General features: G+C 64.8%; 21 protein-coding genes and 1 tRNA gene. 6 read left to right on the forward strand and 16 right to left on the reverse strand.

Features of this window, described 5'->3' with window-relative positions:
- The first annotated feature begins 82 nt into the window (after nt 1–82).
- Nucleotides 83–490: a F0F1 ATP synthase subunit epsilon gene (locus tag RAD10_RS35580; RefSeq protein WP_461621088.1), complete on the forward strand. Its 408-nt coding sequence runs from the start codon at nt 83–85 to the stop codon at nt 488–490.
- A gap of 161 nt (nt 491–651) precedes the next feature.
- Complete coding sequence (locus tag RAD10_RS35585; protein ID WP_461621089.1) at nt 652–2298, forward strand: adenylate/guanylate cyclase domain-containing protein; 1647 nt, start codon at nt 652–654, stop codon at nt 2296–2298.
- 289 nt (nt 2299–2587) lie between these two features.
- On the opposite strand, the gene RAD10_RS35590 is transcribed toward RAD10_RS35585, so the two are convergent.
- The 10 genes from RAD10_RS35590 to proB all read right to left on the reverse strand — a co-directional run bounded on the left by RAD10_RS35590 (nt 2588) and on the right by proB (nt 12302).
- Complete coding sequence (locus RAD10_RS35590) at nt 2588–3088, reverse strand: RNA pyrophosphohydrolase (protein ID WP_461621090.1); 501 nt, start codon at nt 3086–3088, stop codon at nt 2588–2590.
- A gap of 124 nt (nt 3089–3212) precedes the next feature.
- Entirely contained in the window at nt 3213–3719 is a 507-nt protein-coding gene (locus tag RAD10_RS35595) for an RNA pyrophosphohydrolase (RefSeq protein ID WP_091964923.1), read from the reverse strand.
- Between the two features lie 75 nt (nt 3720–3794).
- Nucleotides 3795–5021 carry a divergent polysaccharide deacetylase family protein gene (locus RAD10_RS35600; protein WP_461621091.1) on the reverse strand — a complete coding sequence of 409 codons (1227 nt, stop codon included), beginning with the start codon at nt 5019–5021 and terminating at the stop codon, nt 3795–3797.
- 162 nt (nt 5022–5183) lie between these two features.
- Complete coding sequence (locus RAD10_RS35605; protein WP_018318850.1) at nt 5184–6542, reverse strand: S41 family peptidase; 1359 nt, start codon at nt 6540–6542, stop codon at nt 5184–5186.
- A complete protein-coding gene (locus tag RAD10_RS35610) occupies nt 6539–7876 on the reverse strand; it encodes a murein hydrolase activator EnvC family protein (RefSeq protein ID WP_461621092.1) in 1338 nt (445 codons plus the stop codon). The genes RAD10_RS35605 and RAD10_RS35610 overlap by 4 nt, the downstream gene beginning before the upstream one ends.
- A gap of 32 nt (nt 7877–7908) precedes the next feature.
- Complete coding sequence (rlmH, locus tag RAD10_RS35615) at nt 7909–8391, reverse strand: 23S rRNA (pseudouridine(1915)-N(3))-methyltransferase RlmH (protein ID WP_461621093.1); 483 nt, start codon at nt 8389–8391, stop codon at nt 7909–7911.
- Between the two features lie 112 nt (nt 8392–8503).
- Nucleotides 8504–8860 (reverse strand): ribosome silencing factor, encoded by a 357-nt coding sequence (rsfS, locus tag RAD10_RS35620; protein WP_018318847.1) that lies wholly within the window; start codon nt 8858–8860, stop codon nt 8504–8506.
- Nucleotides 8861–9083: 223 nt separating this feature from the next.
- Nucleotides 9084–9728, reverse strand: a complete 645-nt coding sequence (locus RAD10_RS35625; RefSeq protein ID WP_461621094.1) for a nicotinate-nucleotide adenylyltransferase — start codon at nt 9726–9728, stop codon at nt 9084–9086.
- A 20-nt stretch (nt 9729–9748) separates the two neighbouring features.
- Nucleotides 9749–11044 (reverse strand): glutamate-5-semialdehyde dehydrogenase, encoded by a 1296-nt coding sequence (locus RAD10_RS35630; RefSeq protein WP_461621095.1) that lies wholly within the window; start codon nt 11042–11044, stop codon nt 9749–9751.
- A 136-nt stretch (nt 11045–11180) separates the two neighbouring features.
- On the reverse strand, nt 11181–12302 hold the full coding sequence (gene proB, locus RAD10_RS35635; protein WP_028139195.1) for a glutamate 5-kinase: 1122 nt from the start codon (nt 12300–12302) through the stop codon (nt 11181–11183).
- 189 nt (nt 12303–12491) lie between these two features.
- Between proB and RAD10_RS35640 the strand changes: the two genes are divergently transcribed.
- Nucleotides 12492–13460, forward strand: coding sequence for a Bug family tripartite tricarboxylate transporter substrate binding protein (locus RAD10_RS35640; protein WP_461621096.1), 969 nt, complete (start codon nt 12492–12494; stop codon nt 13458–13460).
- Between the two features lie 71 nt (nt 13461–13531).
- Here the strand turns inward: RAD10_RS35640 and RAD10_RS35645 are convergent, their stop codons facing one another.
- The 3 genes from RAD10_RS35645 to RAD10_RS35655 form a co-directional block, all read right to left on the reverse strand.
- On the reverse strand, nt 13532–15166 hold the full coding sequence (locus RAD10_RS35645; RefSeq protein ID WP_461621097.1) for an alkaline phosphatase family protein: 1635 nt from the start codon (nt 15164–15166) through the stop codon (nt 13532–13534).
- A 249-nt stretch (nt 15167–15415) separates the two neighbouring features.
- Entirely contained in the window at nt 15416–16456 is a 1041-nt protein-coding gene (gene obgE / locus RAD10_RS35650; protein ID WP_461621098.1) for a GTPase ObgE, read from the reverse strand.
- A gap of 85 nt (nt 16457–16541) precedes the next feature.
- Nucleotides 16542–17024, reverse strand: a complete 483-nt coding sequence (locus RAD10_RS35655) for a MaoC family dehydratase (RefSeq protein WP_461621099.1) — start codon at nt 17022–17024, stop codon at nt 16542–16544.
- Between the two features lie 207 nt (nt 17025–17231).
- Here RAD10_RS35655 and RAD10_RS35660 point away from each other — a divergent pair, with 207 nt between their 5' ends.
- On the forward strand, nt 17232–18146 hold the full coding sequence (locus RAD10_RS35660) for a DMT family transporter (protein ID WP_461621100.1): 915 nt from the start codon (nt 17232–17234) through the stop codon (nt 18144–18146).
- Between the two features lie 160 nt (nt 18147–18306).
- Here RAD10_RS35660 and RAD10_RS35665 read toward each other — a convergent pair whose 3' ends face one another.
- From RAD10_RS35665 to rplU, 3 genes are all read right to left on the reverse strand, one after another.
- Nucleotides 18307–18900 carry a GNAT family N-acetyltransferase gene (locus RAD10_RS35665; RefSeq protein ID WP_461621101.1) on the reverse strand — a complete coding sequence of 198 codons (594 nt, stop codon included), beginning with the start codon at nt 18898–18900 and terminating at the stop codon, nt 18307–18309.
- A gap of 154 nt (nt 18901–19054) precedes the next feature.
- Nucleotides 19055–19324, reverse strand: coding sequence for a 50S ribosomal protein L27 (gene rpmA / locus RAD10_RS35670; protein ID WP_008137923.1), 270 nt, complete (start codon nt 19322–19324; stop codon nt 19055–19057).
- Nucleotides 19325–19427: 103 nt separating this feature from the next.
- Nucleotides 19428–19814 (reverse strand): 50S ribosomal protein L21, encoded by a 387-nt coding sequence (gene rplU, locus RAD10_RS35675; RefSeq protein ID WP_104464344.1) that lies wholly within the window; start codon nt 19812–19814, stop codon nt 19428–19430.
- Between the two features lie 330 nt (nt 19815–20144).
- Between rplU and RAD10_RS35680 the strand changes: the two genes are divergently transcribed.
- Nucleotides 20145–21287 carry an ROK family protein gene (locus tag RAD10_RS35680; protein WP_461621102.1) on the forward strand — a complete coding sequence of 381 codons (1143 nt, stop codon included), beginning with the start codon at nt 20145–20147 and terminating at the stop codon, nt 21285–21287.
- Nucleotides 21288–21813: 526 nt separating this feature from the next.
- A tRNA-Ser gene (locus RAD10_RS35685) sits at nt 21814–21903 on the forward strand.
- The last annotated feature ends 18 nt before the right edge of the window (nt 21904–21921 follow it).

A 21921-nucleotide genomic window follows, 5' to 3' on the forward strand; every position in this document is an offset into this window, starting at 1 on the left:
GAATGGCGAATGGGGAGTAGCGAATAGACGCGCTGCTCTCTTCGCCACTCGCCATTCGCTACTCACCATTCGCAGGTACACCATGGCTACCTTCCACTTCGATCTCGTCTCTCCGGAAAAGCTCGCCTTCTCGGGCGAGGTCGATCAGGTCGACATCCCCGGCGTCGAGGGTGATTTCGGCGTGCTGGCAGGGCATGCGCCGGTCGTGGCCGCGATCCGTCCGGGCATTCTCACCATCACCACCGCTGGCCGCCATGAGAAGGTCATCGTGCTCGGCGGTCTCGCCGAAGTCTCCGAAAAGGGCCTGACCGTGCTCGCCGATGTCGCGACGTCGCTGGCCGAGCTCGACCGCGCCCAGTTCGCGGCGACCATCTCGGAGATGGAAGAGGGGCTGAAGGAGCATGAAGGCGGCGAGCTCGATCAGGCGATCGAGCGGCTCGACCACTTCAAGAGCATCCAGCAGCAGCTCAACTCGACGGCTATGCACTAAGCCCCGGGGCACCGCTCCGGGGCTCGAACGAGAACCTTGCAAGACATTCCCTGACCAAGTGCAGCGCTCGTCACACCCGTGGCGGGCGCTGAAACTTTGTTGCACCCCGCCGCCGATAGCGGCATTCTGCCCTGCGAATTTGTTCCCGGGGCGGGTCGCAGATGAAACGCAAGATCGCAGCGATTTTCGCAGCCGATATTGCCGGTTACTCGAGACTGGTTGCCGAAGACGAGGAGGAGACGCTGCGGCGTCTGGCCTCCTATCGCGAGGTCGTCGACGATTTCATCGCGAGGGCCGGGGGACGCATCTTCAATACGGCGGGCGATGCCGTGCTCGCGGAATTCCCGAGCGCGGTCGATGCGGTGCGTTGCGCGATCGACATCCAGGAATCCTTGCGGACCCGCAACATGGCTTATCCGCCGAGCCGGCAGATGTCGTTCCGCATCGGCATCACTATCGGCGACGTGGTCGAGCGCAACGGCGATCTGCTCGGCGACGGCGTCAACATCGCTGCGCGGCTGGAGGGTCTCGCCGAGGTCGGCGGCATCTGCGTCTCGCGCGCGGTGCATGAGCAGGTCGCCAACAAGCTCTCGGTGCAGTTCGCCGATATCGGCGCGCAGGAGGTCAAGAACATCCCGACGCCGGTGCACGCCTACATGGTGGCGATGCGGCGCGAGGACGGCAGCTATACCAAGCCGCAGCTGAAGAAAGCGGGCTCAAAGCTCGCCACGGCGCCGGTGTGGATGTGGCCGCTGGTGGTCGCAATCGTCTCGATCGTCGCCATCGGCGTCACCGGCTTCCTCTACAACACCAAGCTCAAGCAGACGGCGAATGTCGCAGCGACGCCGGCCGCAGCACCAAGCGCGGCGCCGAGCCCCGCGCCGACTCAAATGGCCAAAGCGCCAATGACGCCAATGGCGCCGCAAAATGCCGGCGCTGCGATGGCGCCGATGCCTGCGCCGTCACCATCGGCCGCGCCGATGGCCGGCAAGTTTGCGGCCGACAGCGTGCCCTTCATCAACGAGCGCGTGCGCAACTTTCTCGCCGGCGATTATTCCGCTGCCGGCGACTACAAGGCCTTCGCGCTCAATGTCGGCGGCTTCACCGGCTCGGCCCTGAACCAGCCGAACGAGGAGGCCGCGCGCAACACCGCGATCGAGCAGTGCCAGAAGCGCGCCGATGCCGCGCAATCGCCGCGGCGCTGCGAGCTCTATGCGGTCGGCAACAACGTCGTCTACACGCACGGCAAGCCGCCGATGCCGCCGTCTCCCTATTTCCGGCACGACGCCATGACCGAGCGAAGCTTCGCATCGAAGGACTTTCCGATGGTGCGCGAACCGCAAAAGGTCCGGCTCGAGAACATGTTCGTGCCGGCGGCGAAATCCCGCTCGGTCGCGCTCGGCCCGGGCGGACAATATTTCATGGTGCTCGGCGCCGCGTCCGCCGAAGATGCCGCGCGCCGTTCGCTGGAATCATGCGGCGCGATCGCCGGCGTCGCGTGCCTCGTGGTCGCGATCGACGACAATTTCGTCGTGCCGATCCCGACGCTGTTCAGGATCACCGGCTTCTTCAATGCCGCCTCCAACGCCTCGATCGTGGCGGATGCGCGCGGCGAGGTCGTGCGCAAGCTCGGTGACGCCATGGGCTGGAACGCGGTCGCGGTCGGTAGCGCGGGCCGGCCAGGCCTCGGCCTCAAGGCCGCCGACGAGCAGGCCGCCGTCACCTCCGCACTCGCCGACTGCGCCAAGCGCGACAGCGACTGCCACGTCATCGCACTCGGCCCGTTCACGGTGGGTCCGATTAATTAGCGCGTGCTGAGACTGGGCCCGATCGCTGCCGGGCGCGAGATGCGCTCCCTCTCCCGCTTGCGGGGGAGGGCTGGGGTGGGGGTGTCTCCGCAACGGGACACTCCCTGGGTGGAGAGAGCCCCCACCCGGCGCTTCGCGCCGACCTCCCCCGCAAGCGGGAGAGGTTGGACACCCGTGACGGATTGCGCAGCGCTGTGAACTTCTTCCGCGGTGTCAATCGCTTCACAACAACCACAGCGTACCGCGCCGGCGGCGGCCTTCTACTGTGCATGGGGTTGTTTTCGCAGTTTCAGTTTGCGAAGGCCGCGAACTGCTGCGCGACGGCCTGATAAACCTCACGCCGGAACGGCACCACGACGTCGGCAACACGATCCAGGCGCTCCCAGCGCCAGGCGTCGAACTCGGCGGGCTGGCCGTTGCGCGGCGTCAGCGGGTCGATCTCGTCATCCTTGCCGGTGAAGCGCAGCGCGAACCATTTTTGCCGCTGGCCACGAAATTTCGCGAGGCGATGCGTCTGCGGTCCGTCATAGGGCGGGAATTCGTAGCTGAGCCAGTCGGTCTCGCCGAGATAGTCCGCGCTGACGACGCTGGTCTCCTCCCAGAGCTCGCGCATCGCGGCATCGCGCAAATTCTCACCGTCGTCGACGCCGCCCTGCGGCATCTGCCAGTCGAGCCCGGGCAGGATGATCTCGGGACCGTCGCCCTTGAAGCGATGGCCGATCAGCACGCGGCCTTCGGTGTTGAAGAGGGCGATCCCCACGTTGGGGCGGTAGGGTTTTTGATTGGTCATGTGCTTTCGCTCTCCGTCGTCGTTCCGGGGCGATGCGCAGCATCGAACCCGGAACCTCGAGATTCTCAGGTGCGCACTGCGCACCGGAGTTCACGCTTCGCGTGCCCCGGAATGACGGTGGAGGTCAATCCTCCGCCAGCGCGGAAAATTCCTGCACCACGCGCTCATAGACCGGGCGCTTGAAGGGAATGATCAGCCCGGTCAGATTCTTCATCGGCTCCCAGCGCCAGCTCACGAATTCGGCCTTGTGGCCGCCACCGCCGGGATTGGCGACATTGATCTCGCTGTCCTTGCCGGTGAAGCGCACGGCGAACCATTTCTGGCGCTGGCCGCGATAGCGGCCCTTCCAGGCGCGCCCGGCGACCGTGCGCGGAATGTCGTAAGTGAGCCAGTCCGGGACCTCGCCGAGCCGCTCGACCGAGCGCACGCTGGTCTCCTCATAGAGCTCGCGCCTCGCGGCGTCCCAGGTGTCCTCGCCGGGATCGACGCCGCCTTGCGGCATCTGCCAGACATGGGTGTCGTCGACATGCTCGATGCCGCCGGCGCGGCGGCCGATGAACACCCGTCCCTCTGTGTTGATCAGCATCACACCGACGCAGGTCCGGTAGGGCAGATCCTCGTAACGCGCCATTCCGCCAGACCTCTCGCATGCTGTCGGTAAGGCTTGACCGGTCCCGCGGGACCCGTGCCGTACCAATCCGTTGATTTAGCTGGATTTTGATTTCAGCATCGCGGTTGTCAATGGCACCAAAAGGATACCCCGGTCGCCCAATGTCTTGGTCCAGGCGCCGATGCGCTCGATCGAGACGGGAAGGGCGGAGGCGGTGCCGACAGCCGCGCCGCGCTCGCGTGCCGCCGATTCGAGCTTGTTCAGGGCGCGGTCGATCTCGGTCGGGGTCGGCACCACGTCGATCGCGATGTCGCCCTTGCCGAACGGCATGGCCTGGTTCGCCGCGGCCTGGGCTGCGATGCTGCGGGGCGAGGAGCCGTCGTCGAAGAAGCCGAGGCCGCGCTTGGCCGCCTCGCGGATGATCGGCTGCATCGCCGGCTCCGTCGCGATGAAGCGGGCGCCCATGAAATTGGTGATGCCGGCATAGCCCTGCATCCGGCTGAAATGCCAGAACAGGCGGTCCATGTTCTGGTCGGCGCTGAGCGAGGTCAGCAGCGTCTGCGGTCCCGGATCATTGTCGGGGAAGTCGTAGGGCTCCATCGGGATCTGGAGGAAGATCTCGTGGCGCTGCGCGCGGGCCCGTTCGGCGAGCTTGCCGGGATCGGTACCGTAGGGCGTGAAGGCCAGCGTCACCGCTGCCGGCAGCCTCATGATCGCATCGGTGGTCTTGGCGGCGCCGACGCCAAGGCCGCCGATCACGATGGCGACCACCGGCATCTTGGCGGCCTTGGCGCGATCGGCGTCCGCCGCATAGACGTTGAACGGCTTCAGCCCGTCGGCGACCACCGGGATCATGCCGTAGCGTGACTTCTCCAGCAGTTTTGGATTGATCCCGGCCATGACCGGCGGCGGGGCCGAAGCCGCCCCCGCCTTGTCGCCTGCGTCCTCGCCGATCACCACGTCATGGCGGGCGCCGGTGGAGCCGTCGATCATGGTGACGGTCTTCTGCTCGCCGGGAGCGGCCTGCTTCGGCGTCTCCTGGCTGTCGTGTTTGCCGTCTTGCTTGCTGTCCTGGCCGTGGCCGGCGGCGGGCTTCTCGGCGGGAGCCTTGTCGGCGCCGTTCTCGCGGATGGCGATCCGCGTCATCGGCTCGCCGCCGAGCGGATCCTTGTTGAAGATGGCGAAGCCGGCAAAGGTGAGGAGGAACAGGCCGAGCAGCACGGCAAGCGCCTGCATGGCCGTGAACGGCAGCCGCAGCCGGCGTTTCCGGCGCGGCTTGTCCTGTCCGAGCGGGGCGCTCAGATCATCGGCCGTTTCAGTCATGCGCGATCCCGAATCACTGCCAATGACGATACCACGCCGGGGTCAAGCGGCGGCAGGCCGGGATAGGCCGGGGATGCCAGGAGTTATCAGCAACCAGGAGTTCCAAGCAAAAGGGCGGCTCCGAGGAGCCGCCCTTTCGTGGGATCGCGTGGATACGCCGACTTAGTTCGCCGCTTTGGGCTTGTCGGTCGTGGCCTTGTTGTCGCCGCCCGGGGTGGGCGCGGCGGAGGCGCTGTTCTTGATGCCGTGGAGCAAGTCGTCGGCGAGCTTGAGCGCCTTGTCGTCCTTGGCGTCCGGCGGGACGTAGGACTGCGAGCCGGTTTTCTCGTCGCCGTCGTTCTTGAGATGGCCGCGCAGCGAAGCTTCGCCCTTGGTGTCGGTGCGCGACTTCAGCTCGTCCGGCACGTCCTGCAGCACTTCGATGTCGGGCACGATGCCCTTGGCCTGGATCGACTTGCCCGACGGCGTGTAGTAGCGCGCCGTGGTCAGCCGCAGGGCGCCATTGCCGCTTCCGAGCGGAATGATGGTCTGCACCGAGCCCTTGCCGAACGAGCGCGTGCCGACGATGGTCGCGCGCTTGTGGTCCTGCAGCGCGCCGGCGACGATCTCCGACGCCGAGGCCGAGCCGCCATTGACCAATACGATAACCGGCTTGCCCTTGGTCAGATCGCCCGAATGCGCGGTGCGACGCTGGGTCTCTTCGGCATTGCGCCCGCGCGTCGACACGATCTCGCCCTTCTCCAGGAACGAGTCGGAGACGGTGACCGCTTCCTCGAGCAGGCCGCCCGGATTGTTGCGGAGGTCGATGATGTAGCCCTTCAGCTTGTCGCCGATCTGATTGGAGAGGTTGGCGACCTCGCGCTTCAGGCCTTCGGTGGTCTGCTCGTTGAAGGTGGTGATGCGGATATAGGCGATGTCGTCGGCCTCGACGCGCGCGCGCACCGAGCGGACGCGGATGTTGTCGCGCACCAGGGTGACGTCGATCGGATTGTCCTGTCCCTTGCGGATGATCTTGAGCTTGATCTTGGTGTTGACCGGGCCGCGCATCTTCTCGACCGCCTGGTTCAGGGTCAGGCCCTGCACCGCCTCGTCGTCGAGATTGGTGATGATGTCGTTGGCCATGACGCCGGCACGCGAAGCCGGGGTGTCGTCGATCGGCGAGACCACCTTGATCAGGCCGTCTTCCATCGTGACCTCGATGCCGAGGCCGCCGAACTCACCGCGGGTCTGCACCTGCATGTCGCGGAAGCTCTTGGCATCCATGTAGCTCGAATGCGGATCGAGGCCGGTGAGCATGCCGCTGATGGCGGATTCGATCAGCTTGGTGTCGTCGGGCTTCTCGACATAGTCGGAGCGCACGCGCTCGAAGACGTCGCCGAACAGATTGAGCTGGCGATAGGTGTCTGCGGTGGCGGCTCGCGCGCTGGAGCCCATGAACACCGCGCGCGGCTGGGTCACGAACAGCATCAGCGCCGCGCCGGTGGCCGCGCTGAGGAGGATTACTGAAGTCTTGCGCATCATCCGCGAACCTTCTCGCCTTCATTTGCGGCCCACCATGGGCCTGGATCGATTGGAGTGCCGTCCTTACGGAACTCGACATACAGCACAGGTTGACTCGCGTTCGTCGCGAGAATGGAGGCGACCTGAGAGGTCGATCCCATCGTCGCAACCGGCTCCCCCGTGAGCACAAACTGTCCGATGTTGACCGAAATGCGCTCCATCCCGGCGATCAGGACATGATACCCGCCCCCGGCGTTGAGGATCAAGAGTTGTCCATAGCTGCGGAACGGGCCTGAATAGACCACCCAGCCGTCACACGGCGTTGTGACCTGGGAGCCGGGCTTGGTCGCCAGCGAAATGCCCTTCTGGACCCCGCCGACCCCGTCGGAACCGCCGAAATCCCTGATCTTGTTACCGTTAACTGGAAGAGGCAGGAGACCCTTGGCGGAGGCAAAGACGATCGCAGGGGTGGTCCGGGACCGGTCCTTGAACACGCCCGGCCCGGACTTGGCGCTCGCGCTGGCACTGGCGGCCGCCTTGGCCTCGGCCTGCCGTGCGGCCTCGGCTGCCTTCTCGGCCGCCTTGGCGGCGCTCTGCAGATCCTGCTCCATCTTGGTGATCAGCCCCTGGAGATCGCCGACCTGTCTCGAAAGCGCGATGGCGCGCGAATTCTCGGCATCGAGGTCCTTCTCGCGTGCCGCCTGCTGGCGCTGCCGCTCGTCGACGAGGGCGGTGAGCCGGGTCTGGTCGCTCCTGACCTTGTCGCGATCGGAGGCGAGCTGGTCGCGCTCGGTGGCGATATTCTTGCGCAAGGCCACGAGCTCGCCGAGCTCGCTTGCGATCTTTTCGGCGCGGCCGCGCAGCTCCGGCACCACGGCGCCGAGCAGCATTGCCGTGCGCAGTGATTGCAGCGCATCTTCGGGCCGCACCAGCAGCGCCGGCGGCGTGCGCCGTCCGGCCCGCTGCAACGCCGCCAGCACCTCGACGATGTCGGCACGGCGCGAATCGAGCGAGGTGCGCATCGCCTGCTCGCGTCCGTTGAGCGTGCGCAGACGCGTTTCGGTCTCGTCGATCTTGGTCTCCACGCTGCGCACATTGGCGGCGGTGTCGATCAGCTGCTGATTGAGCTGAGTGCGGTCCTGGCCGAGCGAGGTGATCTCGGCCTTGAGCTTGGCCTGCGCCTCTTCCGCGCTCTTCTGCCGGGCGCGCGCGGCTTCCAGCTCCTGCTCGCGCTGCTTGATGGCGTCAGGCGAGACGGCGGCTGTCTGGGGCGCCGGCGCTGCGGTCTGGGCTTGCGCGAGGCTTGCGCCGGCAACGCTTGTGATCAGCAACAGGTTGAGGAGCGGCGCTCGCATCGTGTCGGCAAAGGTGCTCGTTGTGGCGCGCATCACGCGCGGTGATAGGGGTGGCCGGCCAAAATGGTGGCGGCCCGATAAAGCTGTTCCAGAAGCATGACGCGGACCATTTGGTGCGGCCAGGTCGCAGAGCCGAACGCAATCGCGAGCTTGGCCTTACGGCGCAATTCGGGCGAAAGTCCGTCCGCCCCTCCGATCACGAAGACAGTATGTCCGGCACCTTCGTCCCGCCAGCGTCCGAGATGCCGTGCGAATACGGTGGAGTCGAGATTTTGCCCGCGCTCGTCCAGTGCCACCAGGATCGATTTGTCCGGAATATGCGCGGAGATCGCGGCGGCCTCTTCGGTCATCCGCGTCGCGGTGTCGCGCGCGCGGCTCTCGGGGATTTCGTGGACCAGGAGCTCGCGGAATCCGAGCTTGCCGCCGGCCTCGTCGAACCGCTCGAAATAGCGGTCGGCAAGCTCCCGTTCGGGGCCCTGCTTCAGCCGGCCCACCGCAATGACAGCAACGCGCATGATATCTTCAGGGGTCTGATATCTTCAGGGTCGTGTTTTCAAGACCGCGCGCAAATGGCGCGCGCACGACGCTAGCATGCGCGTCAGCCGATTCGAAATCGGCTCGATCAGCCTAGATCGCCTTCGCCGCCCCTGGGCCCTGCGTGTACAATCGCTCGAGATTGTAGAACTCACGGACCTCGGGTCTGAACACGTGCACGATCACGTCGCCGGAATCGATCAGCACCCAGTCGCAATTGGGCAAGCCCTCGACATGGATGTTCTTGATGCCGTTTTCCTTGAGGCCCTTGGCGACGTTTTCCGCGATCGCGCCAACGTGCCGGTTCACCCGGCCGGTGGTGACGATCATGTAGTCGGAGTACGCCGATTTGCCGCGAAGGTCGATGGTGACCGTCTCTTCCGCCTTCATGTCCTCGAGGCGGGAGAGGATCAGGCTCAGCGTCTTGTCGGCGTCGGGTTGCGCCTTCAAGACCGCAGCTTTGGCTGATGTTTTACGCGCCGGCTTGGCAACCTTGGGTAAAACAGACTTCGTCGAAGCTGACTTGGACAATACAGATGTGGTCAGGGACCATTCCTTTCACTGTATCGCGAACGCCGAATCCAGCGCTCACTGGTTACACTACATCATGTGGGGTTAAGGGTTTCAATATGCCAGAGAGGCGAAAGCCCACACCACATCCACGCCCTCGTCCTCACATTGTACCTTTCCAGCTCCCGTCCGGGTTCCGTAAGCCCGTCGAGGACAGATTCAGCTTCAATCCGGTCAGGAACACCCAGGCGGGCGCTGTTCGATCCGCAAGCAGCGCCGCCTTGTTCTCGGGCAGGCGGTAGCGTGCCAGCGCTTGGGCTGCGGGGGAGGCGAGGGCGCGAAAACTCTGCGGCGGGCGATCGATGACTGCCATCGGCACCTGGCCGGCGATGCGCCGCCAGTCCTGCCAATGATGGAATTGAGCGAGATTGTCGGCGCCCATGATCCAGACAAAGCGCAGGCCCGAGAAGCGGCGGCGCAAGGTGTTGATCGTGTCGATAGTGTAGCGGGTGCGGATGACGGATTCGAGACAGCTGACCTCGATCCGGGGATCATCGGCGACGTCGCGCGCGGCCCGCATGCGCTCGCCGAGCTCATGCAGATTGCCGTTCTCCTTCAGCGGATTGCCTGGGGTCACCAGCCACCAGACGCGATCGAGTTGCAATCGTTGGAGCGCGAACCGGCTGATCGCGCGGTGCGCCTGATGCGGCGGATTGAACGAGCCGCCGAGCAGGCCGATGCGCATGCCCTCCGTGTGGGGTGGGACCGCTTGCGCCACGAAACGCGGCACGACGAAATTGTTGCTCAATGCCCGCCCCGCGACGTTGCTTACGGCCGCGTCTGTCCGGTGCCGTGAACGCGATATTTGAAGCTCGTCAGCTGCTCGGCGCCAACAGGGCCGCGGGCGTGGAAGCGGCCGGTCGCAATCCCGATCTCGGCGCCGAAGCCGAACTCGCCGCCATCGGCAAACTGTGTCGAGGCGTTGTGCAGCACGATCGCGGAATCGACCTCGCTCAGGAATTTCTTCGCGGCCGCCTCATCCGCGCTCACGATCGCATCGGTGTGATGCGAGCCATGGTTCTGGATGTGCGCGATTGCGCCATCGACGCCGTCGACCACCTTCGCCGCGATGATCGCGTCGAGATATTCGGTGTCCCAATCGTCGTCGCTCGCAGGTTTTACGCGCGCATCCGTCCCTTGCACCGTTTCGTCGCCGCGCACTTCGCAGCCCGCCTCGATCAGCATCTCGACCAGCGGCTTCAGATTTTTGCCGGCCGCGGCGCGATCGACCAGCAGCGTCTCGGCCGCGCCGCAGACCCCGGTGCGGCGCATTTTTGCGTTGAGCACGAGCGACTTCGCCATGGCAAGGTCGGCGCTGGCATCGACATAGACGTGGTTGACGCCTTCGAGATGCGCGAAGACAGGCACGCGCGCTTCCTGCTCGACGCGCGCGACGAGGCTTTTTCCCCCGCGGGGCACGATCACGTCGACCGCGCCGTTCAGGCCCGAGAGCATCATGCCGACTGCCGCGCGGTCGCGCGTCGGCACCAGCGTGATCGCAGCTTCAGGCAGGCCCGCCTCGCGCAGGCCCTGCACCAGGCATTCATGGATCGCGCGGCAGGACCGAAAACTGTCCGAGCCGCCGCGCAGGATCACGGCATTGCCGGACTTCAGGCACAGCACGCCGGCGTCGGCCGCAACGTTCGGACGGCTCTCGAAGATCACGCCGACGACGCCGAGCGGCACGCGCACGCGCTCGATCCTCATGCCGTTCGGCCGCTGCCAGCTCTCGGTGACGATGCCGACGGGATCGGCGATGCCGCGTACGATGTCGATGCCCTCGGCCATGCCCTCGATGCGCGCCGGCGTCAGCGTCAGGCGGTCGATGAAGGAGGATGTGGCATTGCCGGAGGCGCGGGCTTCCGCGACGTCCTCGGCATTGGCGGCGAGGATCGCCGCAGAGCTCGCGCGGATCGCCCGCTCCATGGCTTCCAGCGCCCGGTTTTTCTGCTCCGGCGGCGCCAGCGCCAGCACGCGCGCGGCAGCGCGGGCACGGGTTCCGAGATCGGACATCAGCGCCTGGAGATCGGCATTGCCGTCGACGGCTTTGAGGGGGGCGGCCATTGGGGTCAAAACCTTCTGCTAAGGCGGTGTCCTAGCACGGAAATCCCGCGCCTGCGAAGGGTCGGGAGGGTATGGCAGGTCTCCCAAGCCGCGCGGCGGCTAGGCCACTGGCTCAGCAAAAGGGCCGCAGCGGCCCTTATCCGCCCACCACCAGATCGTCGCGGTGGATCATCTCCGATCTTCCGCTGATACCGAGGATGGTCATCACATCAGGGGAGGAGCGGCCCTTGATCCGCTCGGCGACCTCGGCGTCGTAGGCGATCAGGCCGCGGCCGACCTCGCTGGTGTCGGGGCCGCGCACGATCACGGCATCGCCGCGGGCGAACTGGCCCTCGACCTTGATCACGCCGGCCGGCAGCAGGCTGGCGCCGGCGCGCAGCGCCGTCACTGCGCCGGCGTCGATGGTCAGCGTGCCCTTCGGCTCCAGCGTGCCCGCGATCCAGCGCTTTCGCGAGGTGATCGGATTGGCCGGCGTCAGGAACCAGGTGCAGCGGCCGCCGTCGGCGATCGCCTGCAAGGGATGCTCGATCTTGCCGGAGGCGATCAGCATATGCGTGCCGCCGGTGGTCGCGATCTTGGCCGCCTCGACCTTGGTGCGCATGCCGCCGCGCGACAGCTCGGACTCGGCGTCGCCCGCCACGGCTTCGATCTCCGAGGAGATGCTCTCGACCACCGGAATGAGCTTGGCGTTCGGATTGTTCTTCGGCGGGGCGTCATAGAGTCCGTCGATGTCGGACAGCAGCACCAGCAGGTCGGCGCTTGCCATCGTGGCGACGCGCGCGGCGAGCCGGTCATTGTCGCCGTAGCGGATCTCGTTGGTGGCGACCGTGTCGTTCTCGTTGATCACGGGGATCGCACGCCACTCCAGCAGCTTGCCGATCGTGGAGCGCGCATTGAGATAGCGGCGGCGCTCCTCGGTGTCCTGCAGCGTCACCAGGATCTGGCCGGCACCGATGTCGTGCGCCCCGAGCACCTCGGACCAGATCCGCGCCAGCGCGATCTGGCCGACGGCGGCGGCGGCCTGGCTCTCTTCCAGCTTGAGCGGGCCGCGCGGCAGCTTGAGGCGGCTGCGGCCGAGCGCGATCGAGCCGGAGGAGACGACGAGGACGTCGCGTCCCTCGCGGTGCAGCTTGGCCATGTCGTCGGCGAGCGCGGCGAGCCAGGACGCCCGCACCTCGCCCTTGTCGGAATCGACCAGCAGCGCGGAGCCGACCTTGACGACGATGCGGCGGAATTGACTGAGTTCGGGGCTGGCCATGGCGGTCGTCAAATTGCTCTGTCGTTGGTCCGGCGGAGCGAAAAAGGGCGGCGCCGATGCGGCTAGCTTTTGCAGCAGGACGGTGGCCGGCGCAAGGCAGCGGAGCCGGTAAATAGGCCTAACGGCGCCCTTGTCGGCCAAGGCCCGGGCAGTCTATGCCTCGAATAATCAATAACGAGGGAGGATGACGTGGACCGACGCAGCTTCATCGCCGGAGGCCTCTCGCTGCCCTTGCTGGCGCAGGCCAGTGGCGCACATGCTCAATCCGGTCCGCTGACGCGCATCATCTTCCCGTTCGCGGCAGGCGGCAGCGGTGATGCCTTGTGTCGTCTCATCGCCGAGCAATTCGGCGCCCCGCTTGGGCGAACCATGATCGTCGAGAATCGTACCGGTGGTGACGGGTTGATCGGAATCAGGGCCGTGAAGGGCGCAAGCTCCGACGGCAATACAATCTTGGTGACGACCGGTCCGACCATGTACCTGCTGCCGATGGTGGAGAATCAACCGAGCTTCGACGCGGCCAGGGATTTCGTCCCCGTGTCGCAACTCGTTCGCTTCGAGTTTGCCGTCGTTGCAAGTCCCGCGATCGGGGTGGGTAGTTTTGGTGAACTCGTCACCTGGTTGAGGGCAAATGTCGCAAAGGCCGCCTATGGGACACCAGGCAGCGGCAACATCCCGCACTTCCTCGGATGGCGACTTGAACAGATCCTTGGTCTTTCAATGACCCGGGCGCCTTATCGCGGGAGCGCGCTTGTCATGAATGATCTCATCGCCGGCCATCTGCCGTTCGGCATCACCACGGTATCCGATGCGATCGCGCAGCATCGTGCCAACGGTGTGAGGATCCTCGCGATTGCAAGCGCAGAGCGCTCGCCGTTCGTCCCCGATGTGCCGACGCTGAAGGAAAGCGGTATCGATCTCGTTGCCGACGGCTGGTACGGCATGTGGCTCCCCGCCGGCAGCCCGCCGGATTTTGCCGAAAAGCTCAGCGCAGCCGCGGTCGCGATGCTGGCCAAGCCGGAGGTGAAGGACAAGCTCGCCGCCATCGGCCTGATCCCGGTCGGCAGCACGGCGGAAGGCCTGTCAAAACAGCTCGCGGCGAATATCGCGTTCTGGCGGCCGATCGTGCAGGCGACGGGCTACAAGATCGAGAATTAGGTCTCGCTCGCGCTCCACACTCGACCGTCAAGCCCGGGCATGACGAGTTGAGAGAGCTGCGCTCCGCTCACTCACATCTTCGCGCGCTGCGCTATTCCGTCCTTGATCGCGGCAAGCTCGGCTTCATCCCAGATGCCGATCAGGAAGCCGCCTTTCACTTGGAGCTGGTTCTCGGCATAGGCGGCGATCTTTTCGGGGGGCGTGGTGATGTGACCGCTCGGATGCAGCGCCCAGTCGAACAGCTCGGCCTGCAACCGCGCGATGATGCCGGCGCATTCGGGGTCGTCGCCGCGATCGACAAACTCTTCCGGATCGGTCTCGAGGTCATACAGCATCGGGCGGAAGCCGGAGGCGTGGATGTATTTCCAGCGGCCGTCGAACACCATGAAGAGGCGGCAGCGCTCGATCGGCTGGTTCAGCTTCAGCCGCACGTCCTGCATGGCGTAGTCGTATTCGGAGAACGCGACCTTGCGCCAGTCCGGCGGTGTCGGCCCGCGCAGCAGCGGCAGCAGCGAATGCCCTTCGAGGATATGACCCGGCACCTTGCCGCCGAAATAATCGACGAAGGTCGGCGCGAGGTCGATTCCCTCCACCAGCGCATCGCTGCGCGTGCCGCGCGTGGCGTCGGCTTCCTTCGAGGGGTCGATGACGATCAGCGGAATCTTCGCCGACTGCTCGTGGAACAGGTCCTTCTCGCCCATCCAGTGATCGCCGAGATAGTCGCCGTGATCGGAAGTGAACACGATCATGGTGGTTTCCAGCAGATCGCGCTCACCTAAGAACTTCATCAGCACGCCCATCTGGTCGTCGATCTGGGTGATCAGGCCCATATAGGTCGGGATCACCTTCTCGCGGGCATCGTCGCGCGCCATGTTGCGGGAGTAGCGCATGTCCATATAGGCGCCGAACACCGGATGCGGATTTTGCCGCTCGCGCTCCGAGCGGATCACCGGGATCATGTCATCGGTCGAATACATGCTGGCGTAGGGCTCTGGCGCGATATAGGGCCAGTGCGGCTTGATGTAGGACAGATGCAGGCACCACGGCCGGCCATCGGTCTCGGCCTCGCCGATGAAGTCCATCGCGCGCCGCGTCATGTAGGGTGTTTCGGAATGCTCGTCCGGCACGCGCGCGGCCTTGTCGGCATGCACCAGCAGCCAGCCGTTCTGCAGCGAGCCGTCCTCTGCCGCACCTGAATTGGCCCAATGCTCCCAGGGATTGGTCGCTTCAAAACCCTGCTGGCGCAGATATTCGTCGTATTTCGGGCGCGGGCGGCCGGTCGGATGCAGGCCATCGTCGCGCTCATACGGCTCAAAACCGCATTCGGCGACGTGCACGCCGATCATCGATTCCGGGGGGATGCCGAGCGCCTTCATGCCTTCGATATCAGGGGCCATGTGGGTCTTGCCGACCAGCACGTTGCGCACGCCGATCTTTTTGAGGTGATCGCCGAGCGTCGGCTCGCCGACGCGCAGCGGCCAGCCGTTCCAGTGCGAGCCGTGCGAGCGCATGTAGCGGCCGGTGTAGAACGACATCCGCGACGGGCCGCAGATCGGCGATTGCACATAGGCCTTGCTGAACAGCACGCCGCGCTTGGCCATGGCGTCGATGTTCGGCGTCTTCAGCGTGGGATGGCCGGTGCAGCCGAGATAATCATAGCGAAGCTGGTCGCACATGATCCAGAGAACATTCTTCGCGCGCGGCATGCGTCATCCCTGCATTTTCTTGATTGCTGGATGCTGCGCTATCGGAGGGGCGAAGACAAGCCGGTGATGCGCGTACGCGTAGCCCCATCCTCCACTGTCGTCCCTGCGAAAGCAGGGACCCATAACCACAGGGAGGAGTTTGGCGAAGATTAGAAGTTCGGTATACGACCATCCGCATCGAGAGATCACGCGGTATGGGTCCCTGCGCCCCGTGCGCAATTGCGCACTAGGCAGGGACGACGAGAGAGTTCAAGCCGACCACGGCTCCGCTTCGGCAGCGCTCTTGGCCTTGGCCGACACCGGGGCCTCGCCGATCACCTCGACGAGTGCACGCAGCGCTTCCTTGACGCCGTCGCCGGTGACGCCGGACAGCAGCAGCGGCGTCTTCTTGGCGGCGCGCTTTAGCCGGTCCTTCTGCTTCTTGAGTTCGTCCGGCTCGACCGCGTCGATCTTGTTCAGCGCGACGATCTCGATCTTGTCGGTGAGCAGCCCGCCATAGGCGTCGAGCTCCTTGCGCACCGTCTTGTAGGCCTTGCCGGCGTGCTCGCAGGTCGCATCGATCAGATGCAGCAGCACGCGGCAGCGCTCGACATGGCCGAGGAAGCGGTCGCCGAGACCGGTGCCTTCATGCGCGCCTTCGATCAGGCCCGGAATGTCCGCGAGCACGAATTCGCGGCCGTCGGCATTCACGACGCCGAGCTGCGGATGCAGCGTGGTGAAGGGATAGTCGGCGATCTTCGGCCGCGCCGCGCTGACCTTGGACAGGAAGGTCGACTTGCCGGCATTGGGCATGCCGACGAGACCGGCATCCGCGATCAGCTTCAGCCGCAGCCAGATCCAGCGCTCTTCGCCGGTCTGGCCGGGATTGGCGTTGCGCGGCGCGCGGTTGGTCGAGGTCTTGAAATGCGCGTTGCCGAAGCCGCCATTGCCGCCCTCGGCCAGCACGAACTTTTCGCCGACCTTGGTGAAGTCGTGGATCAGCGTCTCGCGGTCCTCGTCGAAGATCTGCGTGCCCATCGGCACCTTCAGCACGATGTTCTTGCCGTTGGCGCCGTGGCGGTCCGAACCTGAGCCGTTCTCGCCCTTCTGGGCCTTGAAGTGCTGCTGGTAGCGGTAATCGATCAGCGTGTTGAGGCCATCGGCGACCTCGATGATGACGTTGCCGCCGCGGCCGCCATTGCCGCCGGAGGGACCGCCGAATTCGATGAACTTCTCGCGGCGGAACGCCACGCAGCCGTTCCCGCCATCACCAGAGCGGATATAGACCTTTGCTTCGTCGAGGAATTTCATGGGCCATAGGTAGGCCAGCCGGCCCCCTCCGGCAACCCGGATAGACCCGCAAATCGGCCGAATTTCTCGCGATTTCGCCCCTTGCTTAACCAGTCGGCCGGCGCCGGATCAGGAATTTCTGCATCCCCTCCAGCACCAGCTCCTTGCGCTGGTTGAACACGGTGCTGCGAAGCGTCACCGCGCCGGTGGTGCGGCCCGGCACCAGCTCGGTGACCTCGAGCGCGGGATAGATGGTGTCATCGGCAAACACGGGCTTGAGGAACCGGCTCGACTGCTCGAGGAAGCCGACCAGGGAGTCCTCGACCATGAACGGAAACAGGCCGGCGCCCGGCGCGGTGTGGATCAGCGTCTGGAAACCGTGGGCGAGCAGATGCGGCATGCCGCGGCTGCGGCAATATTCCACGTCATAGTGGACGGGATGGGTGTCGCCGCTCGCGGTCTGGAACGCGGCGAATATCGCCGAGGTCTGGGTGCGGCTCGGCAGCACGAAGCGTTCGCCGATGACGAAATCCTCAAACCAGCGTTGCGTGGGGATCATGCGATGCTGGGTCGGATCGAAGTCGGGCATGTCCCTGCTCTCTGTTCGTGGCCGGCCTATCGCTACCGCGACGCGAGGAGTGCGACAATCCGTTCAATTCGGCGATACGGGCTTGTCCGGCGCGGCCACGTCATTAAAACGACCGCAAGCGATACTACCAGCCGATTCCTGACGCTCTGTCCCCGTCATTGCTTCGCTGAGCACGCAACGACGAATCCTTCACCCAGACTCGCTGCAATGCCCCTGTTCAAGAACCTCTCCGCCTATGACGATCGCTCCGCGCGCCTCGCCGGCATCGGGCTGATGGTGCTGTCGATCTTCATGTTCTCGTTCGGCGACGCCATGGGCAAGTTCCTGGTCGGGACTTATTCGGTGGGGCAGCTCTTGTTCCTGCGTGCCTGCGCGGCGCTGCTGCTGCTCGCGCCGCTGATCTGGCGGCAGCGTCACGATTTCGTCCGCCTCGAGCAGCCCTGGCTGCAGCTGTTTCGTGTCGTGCTGTCGACGCTCGAGGTCGCCGCCTTCTTCCTCGCCACCGTCTATCTGCCGCTCGCCGACGTCATCACCTATTATCTCGCCGGTCCCATCTTCGTCACCGCGATGTCGGCGATCTTCTTGGGCGAGAAGGTCGGCTGGCGGCGCTGGACCGCGATTTTGATCGGCTTCTGCGGCGTCCTGATCGCGCTGCGGCCGTCGGCGCAGACCGTCAGCCTGCCGGCGCTGATCGCGCTCGGCGGCAGCCTGTCGTTTGCGACCTTGATGCTGATCACGCGCAGCCTGCGCAAGACGCCCGACATCGTGATGGCATCCTCGCAATTCGTCGGCACGTTTTCGCTGGGCGCGGTGCTGTCGGCGTTTCACTGGGTGCCGCCGACATCAGGCAGCCTGGTGATCTTCGCGCTCGCGGGATGCGTCTCGGTCACCGCGCTGTTCTGCGTCAACCGCTCGCTCAAGCTGGCGCCGGCCAGCGTCGTGGTGCCCTACCAATATTCGATGATCGTCTGGGCCGTGATCTTCGGCTTCGTCGTGTTCGGCGATGTACCGTCAATGGCCACGCTCATCGGCGCCGCGATCATCATCGGGGCGGGGTTCTATATTTATCTGCGTGAGCGGGATCTGGGGCGAGAGAGTGCCGAAGTAAATCCACCAGTGTAGCCAAAGCCACGCCGTCGTCCCTGCGAAAGCAGGGACCCCTACCCACAGGGAGATGTTTTGCGAAGACTCGGAGTGGGCGCTTTGCCTCACACTCCTCCCTGTGGTTATGGGCCCCCGCTTTCGCGGGGGCGACACTGGTGATTGAGGACGCAGTGCGCCGCTACCTCATCCTCCGCGCGCTGCTCCAGCTCTTCAGCGACGCCCACACGCCGCGCGAAAGGCGGAAGCAGTCGACCGGCGTCGAGGAGCCCAGCGCCAGGAAGCGATGCAGCTGCACGCCGCTCCACTGGAAGCCGCACTTCTCCAGCACGTTGCGCGAGGCCGGATTGGTGACGCGCGCGCCGGCATAGAGGTGCTCGTCCTCGAACTCCTCGAAGAAGAAGTCGATCGCGCCGCGCGCGGCCTCGGTGGCAAAGCCCTTGCCCCAGTGCTCGACGCCGAGCCAATAGCCGAGCTCGGCATTGCCGGGCGTGGAGCAGTCGATGCCGACCATGCCGACCGGCCCGGTATCGTGCTCGATCAGGAACACCGTCTCGCTGCCGAGCGCGGCGGTGGCGCGGACGAAGGCGACGGCGTCGTCCTGCGAATAGGGGTGCGGGAGGCGGCGGGTGTTTTCGGCGACGCGGCGGTCATTGGCGAGCCGGGCGATGGTCCTGACGTCGGCGAGGGTCGGCCGCCGCAAGGTCAGCCGTTCGGTGGCGACGACACCAGGTCTCGCCTCAGCCAAGGTCGCGCTCGAGAAATCCTGCAACATGTCCGGCTCCGTGAAAGTCACTAAGTCAAAGTGAGCAAGTCAAAAGAAAAGGGGAGGCCGGTTTCCCGCCTCCCCCTTGGAGCCTTCGATCTCTTGCGATCTTAAGGACTCCGCCGGTTTGGTAGGACCGGCGGACTCCAATTTGATCCGCCGTCTATTCAGCCGCCTCTGCGAGCGGGAGCACCGATACGAAGGTGCGGCCGTTGGCTTTGGCCTGGAACGTGACGCGACCCTCGATCTTGGCGAACAGAGTGTGGTCCGTGCCCATGCCGACATTAAGGCCCGGGTGCCAGGTGGTGCCGCGCTGACGCGCAATGATGTTGCCGGGAATCACAACTTCCCCGCCGAACGCCTTGATGCCGAGGCGCTTACCCTTGGAATCGCGACCGTTGCGCGATGAACCGCCTGCTTTTTTGTGAGCCATGGCTCGTCTCCGAAATCCTGCGTATTTCTAGATCAATTCCTTGACGGAATCATTTCAAAATTTCTCACGCATCAATTCGTGAATTGGCGTGATCGATTTTGCGTTACTCGGCGGCTTCCGCTGCCGGCTCCTTCGCCACCTTCTCCCGCTTCGGACGCGGGCCCTTGGTGGGCTTGGCGCCATCCGTCAGGATCTCGGAGATGCGGAGCACCGTGATCTCGTCGCGATAGCCGCGCTTGCGGCGCGAATTCTTGCGGCGGCGCTTCTTGAACGCGATGACCTTGGGGCCGCGCTTGTGGTCGAGCACCTCGACCGCAACGGACGCACCTGCGACCGTCGGAATACCCAGCACCGGCGTGTCGCCGCCGAGCACCAGAACTTCATTCAGCTGAATGATCGAGCCGACTTCGCCTTCGATCTTGCCTACTTCGAGAACATCATCCGGCACGACGCGGTATTGCTTGCCGCCGGTTTTGATGACTGCGAACATCGTTTTTTTCTCCGTGTTCAATCCCGGCCTCGCGACTGTAATCGTCGGGGTCGGCTTTTTGTCAGTCGCTATGGGTTTATCGAGTTTTGTGCGGGCGGGAGTTATCCCTTTGAAAACCCACGCAAAAACAAGCGGCGCGAGAAACGCCCCGCGCCGGTTGGGGGACTTATAGCCGCCGGCAGAGAAGAGTCAAGGAAAACCGCGGAAAACGCCCGGATTTGAAGGATTTGGGCCTCTTCCGGCGCCCCGTCGAATCTGCGGGATGGCATTGCAACCAACGGGTTCCCTTGCCGTTGTCATCGCAAATCGACATGCGGGCAAGGGCTTACCATGGCAACGGACGAACTGGTCAAGGCGACGGGCATCGCCCATCACGGCGCGGAGCGGCTGCCGTCGGTGGAGATCGACAGTTTCAACATCGAGATGAAGGACGAGGACGGCTTTCTCGGCGATCGCGCCAGCAAGGGCGCGTTCCGCGACATCCTCGACCGCTGGCGCAAGCCGCTGCGCAAGACCGGGGAGGACCCGTTCGGCAAGGAGCCCTCGGAGGAGATCAGCAAGAAGACGCTGGATGCCATCCTGGTCGGCGACGACACCGAGGCCTCCGCGGTGGTGCACAGCGCGATCGAGGATTTCGCCCAGGAGCTCGCCTATGTCACCCGGCGTTTCCTCAAGACCAAGGCTTGGGCCAAGACCGAGCGCATTGTGGTCGGCGGCGGCTTCCGCGATTCCCGGCTCGGCGAGCTGGCGATCGCGCGCACCGAGATCATCCTCAAATCCGAGGACTTCAAGATCGACATGATGCCGATCCGCCATCACCCGGATGAAGCCGGCCTGATTGGCGCGCTGCATCTGGCGCCGTCCTGGATCTTCGAGGCCTATGACAGCATTTTGGCGGTCGACATCGGCGGCACCAACATCCGCTGCGGCCTGGTCGAGACCAACTGGAAGAAGGCCAAGGATCTGTCGAAGGCCAAGGTCGTGAAATCCGAGCTGTGGCGTCATGCCGACGACGAGCCGACGCGCGAAGGTGCGGTCAAGCGGCTCACCAAGATGCTGAAGGGGCTGATCGCGGAAGCCGAGAACGACGGCTTCAAGCTCGCACCTTTCATCGGCATCGCCTGTCCCGGCGTGATCAATGCCGACGGCTCGATCGAGAAGGGTGCGCAGAACCTGCCGGGCAATTGGGAGAGCAGCAAGTTCAACCTGCCGGCGAGCCTGATCGAGGGCATCCCCGAGATCGGCGAGCACGACACCGCGATCCTGATGCACAATGACGGCGTGGTTCAGGGCCTCTCCGAGGTGCCGTTCATGCAGGACGTCGAGCGCTGGGGTGTGCTCACCATCGGCACGGGCCTTGGCAATGCCCGCTTCACCAACCGCCGCAAGGAGAGCGCGAAGGACCGGGACACTACGGAGAACGGCAAGAAAAAGGCCAAGGAAAACAACAAGGACAGCGCCAAAAACGACTAGCTGCGCGTTTTCAAGCGAAGTGGACACCGGTTCGCGTCGAAAAAACGCGCAAAACGGGGAATCTGGAGCCCCGTTCCGATGTCATCGGAACGGAAGCGGGCTCCAGAGTAACCTTGACTGGTTAGGTTAAGGACCGGATTGCGTTGCGGCGCCGAGGCCGCACGCTAGGGTCGAATTGTCGCCTCACCTGGCCGGCGAAGCCGCCCTTCCCAGCCAGTATTGCAATGAGCGGCAAGGGACCGCCAGTGTTTACCGCGTCTGGCGGTCCCACCCCGTTTTTCCCAGGTGATTCGGACCGCTCCAGCCCCCTTCAGTCCTTGCGCACGCCACCTTCGGGGGAGCGGCATCACTCGCAAATCCTTCAAACGGCCCCTGAAATCCGCCGCGAGCGGCATCTTCGCCGTCACAGGGCCTCGCCAGCTCCGAAAACCGATCTGATTTTCGCCCCGCGCGCCTTGTCTGGCCCGCCATCCTCGCCTATTAACGCCCCCAACCACAGGGGCCCAGCTCCTACCATGGCGCCTTAGGAGAGGTGGCAGAGTGGTTGAATGCACCGCACTCGAAATGCGGCATAGGTGCAAGCCTATCGGGGGTTCGAATCCCTCCCTCTCCGCCATAATCTGTCGACTAGCTA

The sequence above is a fragment of the Bradyrhizobium sp. 23AC genome, assembly GCF_054863025.1.